At 37.1% G+C, this 13627-nt stretch carries 11 protein-coding genes; 5 read left to right on the top strand and 6 right to left on the bottom strand.

Going from position 1 to position 13627, the window contains the following annotated elements:
- Positions 1 to 234: 234 nt before the first annotated feature.
- The 4 genes from AC3FI7_RS05340 to apaG all read left to right on the top strand — a co-directional run bounded on the left by AC3FI7_RS05340 (position 235) and on the right by apaG (position 5981).
- The gene (locus AC3FI7_RS05340) at positions 235 to 1275 is read left to right on the top strand and encodes an SRPBCC domain-containing protein (RefSeq protein ID WP_142722877.1); all 1041 of its coding nucleotides are present in this window, start codon (positions 235 to 237) and stop codon (positions 1273 to 1275) included.
- A gap of 125 nt (positions 1276 to 1400) precedes the next feature.
- Positions 1401 to 4217 carry a 2-oxoglutarate dehydrogenase E1 component gene (locus AC3FI7_RS05335; protein WP_142722878.1) on the top strand — a complete coding sequence of 939 codons (2817 nt, stop codon included), beginning with the start codon at positions 1401 to 1403 and terminating at the stop codon, positions 4215 to 4217.
- Between the two features lie 40 nt (positions 4218 to 4257).
- A complete protein-coding gene (gene odhB / locus AC3FI7_RS05330; protein WP_142722879.1) occupies positions 4258 to 5511 on the top strand; it encodes a 2-oxoglutarate dehydrogenase complex dihydrolipoyllysine-residue succinyltransferase in 1254 nt (417 codons plus the stop codon).
- An 80-nt stretch (positions 5512 to 5591) separates the two neighbouring features.
- Complete coding sequence (gene apaG, locus AC3FI7_RS05325) at positions 5592 to 5981, top strand: Co2+/Mg2+ efflux protein ApaG (RefSeq protein ID WP_142722880.1); 390 nt, start codon at positions 5592 to 5594, stop codon at positions 5979 to 5981.
- A 3-nt stretch (positions 5982 to 5984) separates the two neighbouring features.
- Here the strand turns inward: apaG and AC3FI7_RS05320 are convergent, their stop codons facing one another.
- From AC3FI7_RS05320 to AC3FI7_RS05305, 4 genes are all read right to left on the bottom strand, one after another.
- A complete protein-coding gene (locus tag AC3FI7_RS05320) occupies positions 5985 to 6707 on the bottom strand; it encodes a T9SS type A sorting domain-containing protein (protein WP_491461588.1) in 723 nt (240 codons plus the stop codon).
- 20 nt (positions 6708 to 6727) lie between these two features.
- Complete coding sequence (locus AC3FI7_RS05315) at positions 6728 to 7285, bottom strand: 3'-5' exonuclease (RefSeq protein WP_142722882.1); 558 nt, start codon at positions 7283 to 7285, stop codon at positions 6728 to 6730.
- A 123-nt stretch (positions 7286 to 7408) separates the two neighbouring features.
- Positions 7409 to 8410: a glycosyltransferase family 2 protein gene (locus AC3FI7_RS05310; protein WP_491461587.1), complete on the bottom strand. Its 1002-nt coding sequence runs from the start codon at positions 8408 to 8410 to the stop codon at positions 7409 to 7411.
- Between the two features lie 6 nt (positions 8411 to 8416).
- A complete protein-coding gene (locus AC3FI7_RS05305; RefSeq protein WP_142722884.1) occupies positions 8417 to 9301 on the bottom strand; it encodes a lysophospholipid acyltransferase family protein in 885 nt (294 codons plus the stop codon).
- Positions 9302 to 9381: 80 nt separating this feature from the next.
- On the opposite strand from AC3FI7_RS05305, the gene AC3FI7_RS05300 reads away from it, so the two are divergent.
- Positions 9382 to 9954, top strand: a complete 573-nt coding sequence (locus AC3FI7_RS05300) for a thioredoxin family protein (RefSeq protein WP_343658587.1) — start codon at positions 9382 to 9384, stop codon at positions 9952 to 9954.
- A gap of 138 nt (positions 9955 to 10092) precedes the next feature.
- Here AC3FI7_RS05300 and AC3FI7_RS05295 read toward each other — a convergent pair whose 3' ends face one another.
- Both AC3FI7_RS05295 and AC3FI7_RS05290 read right to left on the bottom strand, forming a co-directional pair.
- Positions 10093 to 11454 carry an aldehyde dehydrogenase gene (locus tag AC3FI7_RS05295; RefSeq protein ID WP_491461586.1) on the bottom strand — a complete coding sequence of 454 codons (1362 nt, stop codon included), beginning with the start codon at positions 11452 to 11454 and terminating at the stop codon, positions 10093 to 10095.
- A 285-nt stretch (positions 11455 to 11739) separates the two neighbouring features.
- On the bottom strand, positions 11740 to 13302 hold the full coding sequence (locus tag AC3FI7_RS05290) for an MFS transporter (protein ID WP_343658585.1): 1563 nt from the start codon (positions 13300 to 13302) through the stop codon (positions 11740 to 11742).
- Positions 13303 to 13627 lie beyond the last annotated feature (325 nt).

The following is a 13627-nucleotide window of genomic DNA, read 5'->3' as shown; positions in this document are numbered from 1 at the left end:
GATGGAAGCTATTGAAGGACGGAGTAGCACTAGAAGTCTTATCATGTAAATTGAGATTTATTAGATAAGATGAAATGTTTTAAATTAGAAAACTGTTAGTGATCATCCACCAAATAGTGACTTCCAGCTTCGTAGATTCCGCTTCCGGCCCTTAACAAGGTTAATTATTGTTAAACATATCATTGGAGTGATCAGCATATTGTTCACTCTTTTTATTTGTATTATTTTTGTGCGATGCGTATTTTTAAAATCTTAGCGGTAATCATTATTCTTTTGGGAGGAGCTTATGCTGCTTCCATGTATTATTTTGTAGATGAAAGTAAAAACTTTACGATTGAAAAAGAGATCGATTATCCGGTGGATAAGGTTTTTTCGCAGTTTAATAACCTTCAGAATTTTACAAGATGGAACAATTTTTTTACCAGCTCACCGTCTATAGATATTGATTATTATACGCCATATGAAGGGCAGGGAAGCGCCATCAGCTACGTAGATTCTAAAAATGATACCGATGGGGAAATGTTTATCAGGTATGAGAACCTTAATAAGACGCTGAAATATCAGCTCTTTGAGGATGAAAATGAAAACCCGACATTGGTAGATGTTAAATTTAAGCCTGTTTCTGCAGAAAAAACAAAAATAATCTGGTACGTGCATACCCCGAAACTGCCTGTCTGGAAAAGAGTGGAAAACTTCTGGACTGAAGATCGTTTTGCTGAAAATATCAATAAAAGTATGGTGAATCTTAAAAACTCTTTAGGGAATAAAGTGGAAAAAGATAACCAGATGGCCGCCATTAAATATGACAGTCTTATGGTAGAAAATGAAGAAGAAAAGCTTTTATTGGGAATCAATGTAAGTACATCAAACAAAAAGGATGCGCTTTATAAAAATATCGTGATGAATTATAATAAAGTCTATAATTTTGTGACGATGGACCTTGGAAAAAGAGAGGATGAATTCGGATATCCGGTTCTGATTACCGATGCTGATAATTATAAAGACAAGGAGGTTTCTTATTTCCTCGGAATTCCACTTTCTAAGAAAGTTGGAGTATCTGACAATAATTTCAATTTCAGGTCTGTAAATCCGTCCCAAAATTACGTGATTTACTACAAAGGGAACTACGAGGGACGAATTCGGGCTATTCAGCAGCTTATTCAGAAAGCCAAAAAAGACGAGATGCGCTTCGGAGATATCCGCCAGACCTTTATTGAACGTCCGATGGACGGACAGGAGGTGAATGTTAAGCTCTCATTATCAGTGTATAAATGATTTTTTTTTAATAATTTTTTTCTTAAGTTTTTTTAACGGTTTCAGACTGTTCTAAGTCGGTTTTTTTTATTAAATTTGAAGATTAATTCTACAAATAAATTTTAATAAATAGATAAACTGTAATAATGGACAGATTTTCATTCCTAAACGCAGCTCATTCTCAGTTAATTGAGGATTTATACCAACAGTACTTAAAATTCCCGGACTCTCTAGAACCATCATGGAAAGCTTTCTTTCAAGGCTTCGATTTTGCTTTAGAGAACTACGGAGATGACGATAACACTCAATTTATTCAGGCTTCGGCCAGCGCTGCCCCGGCAGTACAACAACAGATTTCTCAGGCAGTATCCAACGGAGAAGTTCCTGAGCATATCAAGAAAGAATTTAAAGTAGTAAACCTTATTGAGGCTTACAGAACGAGAGGGCACCTTTTCACAAAAACTAACCCGGTTAGAGAAAGAAGACACTATACCCCTACTTTAGACATCGAAAATTTCGGTCTGTCTAAAGAAGATTTAAATACAAAATTCAACTGTGCTGTAGAAACAGGAATGAAAGAGCCTGCTACCTTGGCAGATCTTATCAAGCATCTTGAAAATATCTACTGTGATTCAATCGGAGTAGAATATATGCACATCAACAACGTTGAAGAAAAGGATTTCATCAAAAGATGGCTTCAGGTCAATGAAAATCATCCAAACCTTTCTGCAAACGAAAAAACAGAAATCTTATTAAAATTAAATCAGGCGGTAGCTTTTGAAAACTACCTTCACACAAAATTTGTAGGACAGAAAAGATTCTCATTAGAAGGAGGTGAAACATTAATCCCGGCTTTAGACCAGCTGATCTCAAGATCTTCTCAGTTAGGAGTAGATGAAGTGGTGTTGGGAATGGCTCACAGAGGAAGACTTAATGTTCTTACCAACATTTTCGGGAAATCTTACAAGCAGATCTTCTCAGAATTTGAAGGAAAAGAATTCGAAGAAGATGTATTCTCAGGTGACGTTAAATATCACTTAGGATCATCAAAAAAAATCAAAACGGCTTCAGGGGAAGAAGTTTGCATTAACCTTACTCCGAACCCGTCTCACCTTGAGACAGTTGCTGCTTTGGTAGAAGGGATCTGCCGTGCAAAAGTAGACGATAAATATAAAGATTACTCTAAAGTATTGCCAATCATCATTCACGGTGACGGTGCTATTGCCGGACAGGGGATTGCTTACGAGGTTGCTCAGATGATGACTTTGGAAGGATACAGAACAGGAGGTACCGTTCATATCGTTGTTAACAACCAGGTTTCATTTACAACCAACTACATGGATGCAAGATCTTCAACTTACTGTACAGACATTGCAAAAGTTACAGAATCTCCTGTAATGCACGTCAATGCTGATGATGCTGAAGCGGTAGTTCATGCGATCCATTTTGCAGCTGATTTCAGAGCAAAATTCGGTAAAGATGTTTATATCGACCTTTTAGGATACAGAAAATATGGTCACAACGAAGGTGATGAGCCAAGATTTACTCAGCCTAATCTATACAAAACCATTTCGAAACACCCGAATCCAAGAGAGATTTATAAAGATAAATTATTGAAAGACAGCATTACTTCCAATGATGTAATCGCTAAAATGGAAACGGAGTTCAAAGCTCTTTTAGATAAAGATTTTGATGCATCTAAAGAGATTGAGAAAAACGTAATGGATGTGTTTATGGCTGAAGATTGGGTAAATTATCCAATCGGAAAAAGAGGTGCTGTTCAGTTACCGGTAGATACAAAATATGATCTTGCGAAACTGAAGGAACTGGCGATTAAAATGTCAACACTTCCGGCTGATAAAAAGTTCATCAATAAAATTACAAGACTTTTCGAAAACCGTATCAAAGCTATTGAAGGAGACTCATTAGACTGGGCATTAGGAGAGTGGTTAGCTTATGCAACTCTTCTTGTAGAAGGTCACAATGTTAGAATTTCCGGGGAAGATGTGGAAAGAGGAACATTCTCTCACAGACATGCTGTTGTAAAAACTGAAGATACAGAAGAAGAGTATATCCCGTTAAGACATGTATCTGAAAGCAGATTTGATGTATTCAACTCTCACCTTTCAGAATATGGTGTTTTAGGTTTCGACTATGGATATGCAATGGCTTCTCCAAATACATTAACCATATGGGAAGCTCAGTTCGGGGATTTCGTGAACGGTGCCCAGATTATTGTAGACCAGTATCTGGCAGCTGCAGAAGAAAAATGGAAAATCCAGGACGGGTTGGTGATGTTATTGCCTCACGGTTCAGAAGGGCAGGGAGCAGAGCACTCTTCAGCAAGACTGGAAAGATTCCTTACCCTGTGTGCTAATGAAAACATGGTAGTAGCCAATATTACCTCACCTGCCAACTACTTCCACTTATTGAGAAGACAGTTGAAATGGTCATTCAGAAAACCATTGATCGTAATGAGCCCTAAATCTTTGTTGAGACACCCTAAAGTAGTTTCTCCACTTGAAGATTTTGCAAATGGTGCATTCCAACCGGTATTAGACGATCCGGCTGCAGATCCTAAAAAAGTAGAAAAATTAGTTCTTTGTTCAGGTAAACTGTACTTTGAATTATTAGCGAAGAAAGAAGAACTGAACTGTGAAAATATTGCATTAGTAAGATTTGAACAGTTATATCCGCTTCAGACAGATGCTATTGAAGCGATTTTCAACAAATATGAAAACAGAAAACAACTGGTGTGGGCTCAGGAAGAACCTGAAAATATGGGAGCATGGTCTTATATCCTGAGAAACTTCAGAGATACAGGAATCCAGGTAGTTGCTCCGGTACCAAGCGGTGCACCAGCTCCAGGTAGCCATAAAATGTTTGAGAAAAACCAAAATGCAGTGATCAACAGAGTTTTCGACAGAGATGATGCTCCTGCAAAAAGACCCGTTACCGCTTAATTTAAAATAATAATCAATTAAAAAATAAAAAATACTCGATATGTCAGTTTTAGAAATGAAAGTTCCTTCACCAGGCGAATCAATTACAGAAGTTGAAATTGCAACTTGGCTTGTAAAAGATGGTGATTATGTAGAAAAAGATCAACCTATCGCCGAAGTGGATTCAGATAAAGCAACTCTTGAATTGCCTGCAGAACAGAGTGGTATAATCACTTTAAAAGCAGAGGAAGGTGATGTAGTACAAGTAGGTCAGGTAGTTTGTTTAATTGATATGGACGCTGCTAAGCCAGAAGGTGCTGCACCTGCTGCTGAAGCTCCAAAACAGGAAGAAGCTCCGAAAGCTGCCGAACCTGCTAAACAGGAAGCTCCAAAACCAGCCGCTCCGGTAGCTGCACCACAAACTTATGCAACAGGAGCTCCATCTCCGGCTGCTAAGAAAATCCTTGACGAAAAAGGAATGGATGCTGCACAGGTTTCAGGAACAGGAAGAGACGGGAGAATTACTAAGACTGATGCTGAATTAGCTGCAGTACCTGCACTAGGAGGAAGCCCTCTTACGGCAACTGGGTCTAGATCTACTACGACTACTAAACTTTCAGTTTTAAGAAGAAAAATCGCTCAGAGATTAGTTTCTGTGAAGAATGAAACAGCTATGTTGACTACTTTCAATGAAGTTGACATGTCTGAAATCTTCAGGCTGAGAAAGCAATATAAAGAAGAATTCGCTCAGAAACACGGCGTTGGACTTGGTTTCATGTCTTTCTTTACAAAAGCAGTTACAAGAGCATTACAAATGTACCCGGATGTAAATGCATCTATTGATGGCGATTTCAAAGTAAACTATGATTTCTGTGATATTTCAATTGCAGTTTCAGGTCCTAAAGGATTAATGGTTCCTGTATTGAGAAATGCAGAAAACATGTCTTTCAGTGCTGTAGAAGCCAACATCAAAGATCTTGCTACAAAAGTAAGAGACGGTAAAATTACTGTTGATGAAATGACTGGAGGTACTTTCACGATTACAAACGGTGGTACTTTCGGATCTATGATGTCTACACCGATCATCAACCCTCCACAATCTGCAATCCTTGGAATGCACAACATCATCCAGAGACCGGTTGCTGTTGACGGACAGGTTGTAATCAGACCAATGATGTATGTGGCAATGTCTTATGATCACAGAATTATCGACGGAAAAGAGTCTGTAGGATTCCTTGTGGCGGTAAAAGAAGCGATCGATAATCCTGTTGGAATTTTAATGGGAGGTGACGAAAGAAAAGGCCTTGGATTATAGTTTTTAATGAAATTATAACATAATATATAATCTCGCCTCAAAAAAGGCGAGATTTTTGTATTTATTAAGAAAATGCTACAATGATGTTTTCAAAAATGACTTCTAATATCAAAGTTTCAGTAATACCTGAATATGATAGTAAAAACAGTTATCCATCCGAAAACCGTTACGTTTTTAAATACAGTATCACGATAGAGAATGACGGAAGTTTTCCTATCAAAGTATTGAAAAGAAAATGGTTGATTTTTGACGTAGGATTTGGATATACAGAGATTATTGGAGATGGGGTCATCGGCCTTACTCCTGAGATAGGAACCAGCGAAAATTTCGCTTATTTCTCCAATGTAATGCTTCGTTCCGGAGTAGGCAATATGAGCGGAAAATACCTGGTTAAAAACATGGAAACACAGGAGACTTTCGAAATTGATATTCCGAAATTCAACCTGTTGTCTGAAGTTTTGAGCAACTAATGATTATTCTTTAACGAATCTGTGTCTGCTAATACCACTTTGAGATTTTACTTCCATAAAGTAGCCCCCTTTTAGCAGGTTAGAGACATTGATTTTAGCATCCGGATAATGTTCCTGAAGAATTAGTTTTCCTTCCGCGTTGTATACTTTTATCCATTCTATTCTTTCCGCACTTTTAACGTAAACAAAACCTTCTTTTACAGGGTTTGGATAAATACTGTTAGCCTTTGATTCTTTCACTGTTTGATCTTTAGTCTTCAGAAATGAACTGTTATAAAAGGCCTGATCACCTTGATTATTGGTCATTACCAAAACTTTTGTACTCCCTGAATAACTGATCTGATAATGATGAAGATTAGAATTGTAAGCAAAATAATCTGAATATTTTGTAAAGAACGCAATGTTTTCAGGTAGGGTACAGGTTTGATTTAATCCTATCATATAATCCCAAAACAATATCTGGTTCGTCGTAATATCCGTATTGTATATGTATGCTGTAATTACAGTACCACAAATTGGACTCGTCAGATTGGTATAGATACTGGAACTTGTCGGATTAAAAGCAAAGGTCATAACCGGAGCGCCCATTTCGGTATTTTGTGGCAGCATATAGGTTACATTATTTTTTACGACTTTGATAAGATTCCAGTCAGTATTGTAAAGTTCAGACTGGGCATGTACTAATGAACCTAGAACTAAGGCTAAAGAGAATATAAGTTTTTTCATGGTTTTTAATTTCTCTAAAGTTATAGCTTTTTGATATATTTCTTCAATATAGATTCATTTATTTCTTCATTTCTTGTAATAAACAATTTCTCAAATGCCAGCAAAGAAATTTTAGCACATACTTCAGCATCAGCTCCTGCTCTGTGATGGGTAAAATCTATGTTATGATATTCTGCTAAGGGCTTCAGCCCGTATTTCGGGAGATAATTCCATGATTTCTTGGCAAGCTGAATACTGCACAAATAATTCAATTTAGGAGTGAACATCCCGTAATGTTCCAGAGATCCTCTTAAAACAGAAGCATCAAAACCTGCATTATGAGCAATCATAAGGCTGCCGTACATCATGTCCTGGGCTTCGTACCATATTTCATCAAATGTAGGTGCATCTTTCACATCTTCCGGCTGAATTCCATGCACTGCAATATTGAATTTATTGAAATAAGGAAAGCTTGGAGGTTTAATCAGCCATGTTCTGGTTTCAACAATTTTAGAATCCTGCACCACACAAATCCCCATCTCACAAGCTGAACTTTTCTCGTGAGTGGCTGTTTCAAAATCGATAGCACAGAAATCCATTTTTTTAAGTTATAAATTGTTGCTGGTTGTTGGGTTAATAGTTGCTGGTTCTATAGTTTAATGCTCAAGGTTTAAAGGTTAAGGTTAATTGAAGGTATAATTTTCCCTAATCCCTGAAACCCATCATCTATGATCATCTGTCACCTGCTGCCTCCCTCCTAAAAAATGTTTAAAAATAAGCCATTTTGATTGATAGAAATCACTTTTCTGATGTTTCTGGCGAAGTTGCCATGTTCCGGGAATCTGGCCATAGAACCCAAAATGAGCTTTTAGTACAGCCCAAAGATGGGAAATTCCATATTTGATTCCAAAATATATTCCGGCAATTCCATCTAAACATAGTCTGAAAAGAATCACCCATACCAATTGAGGAAAGGGAAGGTTTTTAAGCATCATGGAAAGGTTGTTTCTCATATTGAGATAGGTCTTCCGGGCACTCTGCTTATTAAGGGTTCCTCCACCTACATGAAACACCTTTGATTTTCCGGTGTAATAAATCTTTTTTCCTGAATTGATAAGCCTCCAGCAAAGGTCAATTTCTTCCTGATGGGCAAAAAACCGGGCATCAAAACCATTCTGATCCCAAAAATCTTTGGATCGGATAAAAAAGCAGCATCCTGAAGCCCAGAAAATCTCTGTTTCATCATTATATTGACCTTTATCTTCTTCCACATCATCAAAAACCCTTCCTCTGCAATAAGGATATCCCAGGTTGTCTATCAGGCCGCCGGCAGCTCCGGCAAACTCAAAATAATTCCTGTTATGATAAGATAAAATTTTGGGCTGTACCGCCGAAATAGAAAGGTTGTTTTCCAATAATTCCATGACCGGCTCTATCCAGTTCTCAGTAACTTCTACATCAGAATTGAGAAGGCAGTAGTATTCATGTTTAATGGATTTCAATCCCTCATTATATCCGCCTGCAAACCCATAGTTTTTATCATTGATAATAATATTGACTGCAGGGAAATTCTTTTGTAGAAACTCAACAGAATCATCTGTAGAATAATTGTCTATCACATAGATATCGGCATTCTGAGAAAATTGAACCACATCCGGAAGAAATTTCTCAAGCCAGTTTCTGCCGTTCCAGTTTAAGATGGCAACTGCCAGTTTTTTCTGCATGTCAATCTATTTTTTTTCAGAATCAAAATTTTTGATAGATTCCTGATATTTCCATTTTCTGTGCGACCAGAGATAGTTGTCAGGATTTTTGTGTAATGTATTTTCTAATAATTTATGGAACTTTCTTACCACTTCATTTTCTGTAAATTTTTCACCATCCGGATAGATTCTATGGTAATTGACCTGATAATATCCGCGTTTTACTTTTTTCATCTCACAATAGATAAAGATAAGATCCATCCTTGTGGCAAGCTTATCATATCCTATAAAAGCTGGCGTTCTTTGATTTAAAAATTCTAATCCGTAGGTGACATGCGCGTGGTGAGGGGTTTGGTCAGCTACGAACATATAAGCAGAATCTCCATTGTTTTTAGATCTGAAAATATTCAGGATTACTTCATTGGCTTCCAATGCTTCATTCCCGAATTTATTTCGGACCTTCTTCATCTGGTTTTCCCAGAAGTCGCTGTTTACTTTTCTATATACAGGGTGGCAATGAGCCTGTGGGATAATTCTTGCCAATGCATTGATCCATTCCCAGTTGAAAACATGGCCTGCAAGTAAAATGATATTTTTGCCTTCTTCTTTAGCTTCGTGAAATAAGTGCTGATTGATATGCTGCATCCTCACTCTGGATTCCGTCTCCGAAATGGTGAATGATTTGATCGTTTCTACCAGATAATCGGAAAAATTAAGATAGAATTTCTTTCGGATGTCTTTAATTTCTTCTTCAGATTTATCCGGAAAAGACTTTTTAAGGTTTTGGGTGATAACCTCTTTTCTGTATCCTACAATATAATAATTCAGGAAAAAGATAACGTCCGAAAAAATATACAATATTTTAAGCGGGAGCTTAGAGATCAGCGATAATATTTTGATTAGAAAATTCATAAAACACGCAAATTTAGTGATAATAAAATTATGGTTCTATTTTTGCAGAGGGATATGTAATATTTTTTTACTTTTATATTATGAAAAAATTGATAATATTCGCTTTCCTGGGTTTTAGTGCTTTTGCTTTTTCACAGGATGTAAAGAATTCACCCGATAAAGGAAAACAAAAAACAGCTCTTATCGTACCTACAGAACAGAAAGAGTTAGATGCGAAGAAAAAAGCAGCAGAAGAAAAAGCTAAGCTTCCCAAGCCTTATGATCCAAAAGCGGATGCTCAGGCTGATATTAATAAATTAGTCGCTCAGGCTAAAAAAGAAGGTAAGAATGTCATGATCCAGGCTGGTGGAAACTGGTGTATCTGGTGTCTTCGTTTCAATAATTTTGTACAGACTACTCCAGAACTGAAGGAATTGGTAGATAAAAATTATGTGTATTATCACCTGAATTATTCTCCGGATAATAAAAATGAAAAAGTTTTTGCCCAATACGGTAACCCAGGGGAAAAATTTGGATATCCTGTATTTATTGTTTTAGATAAAGACGGGAAATTGATTAAAGTTCAACAGAGTGATGTACTGGAAGAAGGAAAAGGTTACAGTAAAGAAAAAGTAAAGGAATTCTTTACTACATGGACTCCTAAAAAAGGATAAAGTATAAAAACTGCTTCAGGAATGAAGCAGTTTTTTTTTCTGTGAATAAGTTTAAAATAAAGCTTTCATTCCCGGTAATTCAGATATTGCAAGGAATTTCCGCCATCTGAATGGGCAGCCAAAAATATTAATCCTGAATTAAAGCAACTTTTTTATCCAGCTTAATTTTTTTTCCGAATAAGGAGGATATTTGATATCAGGTTCGCCCCATGTTGTTTTTTCAAGAACAGCTTTTTGATGTGAGAAGGTTTCAAAGCCATATTTTCCGTGATAATTTCCTATCCCGGAACTTCCAACACCCCCAAATGGCAGATTGTCATTACTTAGATGCATCACCGTATCATTGATACATCCGCCACCAAAAGAAAGTTTACGTGTGAAAATTTCTTTCTCTTCAGCATTATGGGTAAAAAGATAAGCTGCCAGTGGTTTTTCAAGTTCGAGAACAGAGTTCAGTGCTGCATTGTAGCTTTGAAAGCTGATTACCGGCAGGAGAGGCCCGAAAATTTCTTCCTGCATGATTTCGTCACTCCAATCAATAGGATTCAGGATAGTAGGCTCGATGTAAAGCTTTTCTTCATCGAAATTCCCTCCGGAATAGATTTTTTCTTTATCAATAAGACGTACAAGACGCTGGAAATTTCTTTGGTTAATAATTCTGGTGTATTGTTCAGAGCCCGGTTCATATTGAAAATCTTTGATATATTTTCTGATCATTTCCAGAAACTGCTCCTGAATTGTTTCTTCTATCAACAGATAATCCGGAGCTACACAGGTTTGACCTGCGTTAAGAAATTTTCCCCATACAATTCTTTTGGCAGCTATTTCCAGATTGGCATCTTTGGTAACAATGGCCGGGGACTTTCCGCCCAATTCAAGCGTTACCGGGGTAAGGTGTTCTGCCGCTGCCTTGTAAATGATCTTTCCGACTTTTGTACTTCCGGTGAAAAATATTTTGTCAAATTTTAATGTTAAAAGAGCTGTTGTCTCTTCAATACCTCCTTCGTATACATAAAGATATTCAGGAGGGAAATTTTCATTGATGAGCGAAGCCATTGCTTTCATGGTATTTTCAGCAATTTCACTGGGCTTAAGAAGACAGCAGTTTCCGGCAGCCATTGCCGCAATAATGGGCGAGAGGGATAGTTGGTAAGGATAATTCCAGGCACCAATCACCAGCACACATCCAAGCGGCTCTGCATAAACTTTACTGCTCCCGAGCTGGTTGACAAGATTCGTTCTAACTTTTTTAGGTTTTGAAAGAGATTTTAAATTCCTGATATAATAATCAATATCATTCAGGATAAAAGATAATTCTGTGGTGAACGTATCAAATTTAGATTTTCCAAAATCCCTGTTAATAGCTTCACATAACATATTTTCGTTAGAAATAATAAGCTTTTTAAGCTTTTCAAGATACATCTTCCGAAAAGCAAGGCTTTTGGTCTGCTGTGTTTTAAAAAAATCTCTCTGGCTCAGTAAAATTTTTTCAATTTCCATTTTTAAGCTTTTGTATTCAACGTGATGGTTTAAGCAATATTGCTGCCGGAAAAATACGAACAATAAACCGGCCAAAGTGGGTTAGGATGGAAAGATAAGAGCAGAAAGCAGAAGTTATTCATTGTCGTTCGCAAAGGTATCCCATTCAGCTAATTTATATAGTGAATAAACTCTGCTGACCGTCAATACTTTTGTGAACGAAAGCTATTCATATCATTTTATAGTCTTGTGGCGTATTTTTAACGGTTAAAAATAAATGTAGGATTTTATAACTTTCTGCCTCTTTTACATAATATTCCGTATCGCGATTTTTACAGGATGATAAAGCAATAAACAAATTGCCGTAACGAGTGCCAGCCAGAAAAGGCCTGTAAAGATTTCCATGTTGGAAAGGAGGATAGACTGGGCCGTGATTTTAGCTTTAAAAGCTCCTGCTGTCATGGATAAGGAATCATTCACTGACAGTTTTGAAATGTTGGCTCCGAAGAGCTGAGTCCATTGGCTGTAAAAGACAGGGTTGGTATCTGTAAAACTGGCGCTGAGTGCGTCAGAATGTTTTAAGGTTAAAAATAGCATCAGGTTCTGCATGAGAGCATACCCAATAGCTGTTGTCCAGAAACGGGTTGTCGTTCCCAAAGCTGTAGCATTGGAAACATACTCCTCTTTAGTCCCCGAAATCAGAAAGAAAACAAGCGGAGTAAATAGCAATCCCTGCGCAACTCCCTGCAGGAATAAAGGAGGGCAGATGGTAGAAAGAGTAGTATCAGGATAGAATGTATAGGTAAACCATGCACAGTCTATAGCCAGTAACAGGAACCCTGTAAAGAAAACAGCTCTTGAGGAAATTCCACGTACCAGGCAGAGACCAGACAATATTATTCCCAAAAGAGTTCCTGCAACATTCCAGTACTGGATGTTCACAATATAATCCCACGGCCATTTCCATACCGTAGCCATAATGCTGTATACATTGTTAAGCCCTGAACGGATCAGGTAAAAAATAAAAAACAGAATCATTCCGGCGATCACATTTTTTGAGCTGAAAACCTCAAAGTGAAACAATGGTCTTTTTGAATTTCTCTGTTTAAGCATGAATAATCCTCCTGAAAGCAGGAATATAAACAGGCACATCACGATGGTATCAGATTCAAACCACATGAGTCTTTTGCCGTAAATAATAGCATAACCACCGGCCTGCAGAGACACCCAAAGCAAAAACCAGCTGGTAATATCCAATTGATACAAAGGTTTTTTAGGGAAAAATCTGTTTTTGTTGAATAGGGCAATCCCAATGATCAGTACAAATACATGAAAGTAGACCATCATCAGGATCATATGCCGGAAGTCATAATTTTCAATACTTGATTTTAGCAGGGAAGTCGTGATGGTTCCTCCGGTCAGCATAATGGTGTACATAAAAAGGTAGGCTAAAACTTTTGCATGTCTCGTTTTTAATTCGGCAATGATTAAGGGCAGAAAAATAGCACCTTCCAGCAACCCGAAAATTCCTTCCAGAAATCTGATCACTAAAATAATATGATAATCATGAGTTACGGATAAAACATAGAGAATAATTACGGAAATGGAAGCCATCAGCAGAACGTAATATTTCACACTGAAATAAGCCATAAACCGTTGTAAAACTAAAAGGGTAACCACAAATGTCCCATACATCAAAATCATTAAATACTGGATGTCATCTGAATCGACATCCATAAAAGAAGATGTGAAGGCGCTGTTCGAATGTAAAAGTGACAACAACATCAGGTGGGGAAACAATGCCAATATAAGAAGAGGCAGTTTCAGCCATTGTGGTACCCATTTATGATAAACTGTATTGTGTTGCATAATTTTTTGAAGCAAAAGGGCAAAAAAGCGAAAAGATGAATCACAAAATTGCTGTTGAATGTAATAAGGGCATCAATGATTCTGCTTTTCTGTCTTAACTGTTTAGCCTGTTTAAAAAATGCGAAAAGACAAAAGGCAAATGGTGTAAAAGTAAAAGGTAAAATGACAAATATGCTTAAGAAAAAATTAGCAGATTCGCTATTTGCAGTTTTGCCTTTTCGCAAAAAAAAATAATTTAATTGTTAAATCTGAATATGTTAACTAGAAAGTAATTTTGCGCTCTAAAACTCTAAAACTCTAAAACTCTAAAACTCTAAAACTCTAA

Source organism: Chryseobacterium sp. TQ-BC-N36 (genome assembly GCF_058382295.1).
This window is presented reverse-complemented; position numbering and strand designations above follow the sequence as displayed.

Bases quoted from the DNA above. Each gene is read 5' to 3' on its own strand.
- AC3FI7_RS05340 (WP_142722877.1), top strand. From the start codon at position 235: ATGCGTATTTTTAAAATCTTAGCGGTAATCATTATTCTTTTGGGAGGA.
- AC3FI7_RS05335 (WP_142722878.1), top strand. From the start codon at position 1,401: ATGGACAGATTTTCATTCCTAAACGCAGCTCATTCTCAGTTAATTGAG.
- odhB (WP_142722879.1), top strand. From the start codon at position 4,258: ATGTCAGTTTTAGAAATGAAAGTTCCTTCACCAGGCGAATCAATTACA.
- apaG (WP_142722880.1), top strand. From the start codon at position 5,592: ATGATGTTTTCAAAAATGACTTCTAATATCAAAGTTTCAGTAATACCT.
- AC3FI7_RS05320 (WP_491461588.1), bottom strand. From the start codon at position 6,707: ATGAAAAAACTTATATTCTCTTTAGCCTTAGTTCTAGGTTCATTAGTA.
- AC3FI7_RS05315 (WP_142722882.1), bottom strand. From the start codon at position 7,285: ATGGATTTCTGTGCTATCGATTTTGAAACAGCCACTCACGAGAAAAGT.
- AC3FI7_RS05310 (WP_491461587.1), bottom strand. From the start codon at position 8,410: ATGCAGAAAAAACTGGCAGTTGCCATCTTAAACTGGAACGGCAGAAAC.
- AC3FI7_RS05305 (WP_142722884.1), bottom strand. From the start codon at position 9,301: ATGAATTTTCTAATCAAAATATTATCGCTGATCTCTAAGCTCCCGCTT.
- AC3FI7_RS05300 (WP_343658587.1), top strand. From the start codon at position 9,382: ATGAAAAAATTGATAATATTCGCTTTCCTGGGTTTTAGTGCTTTTGCT.
- AC3FI7_RS05295 (WP_491461586.1), bottom strand. From the start codon at position 11,454: ATGGAAATTGAAAAAATTTTACTGAGCCAGAGAGATTTTTTTAAAACA.
- AC3FI7_RS05290 (WP_343658585.1), bottom strand. From the start codon at position 13,302: ATGCAACACAATACAGTTTATCATAAATGGGTACCACAATGGCTGAAA.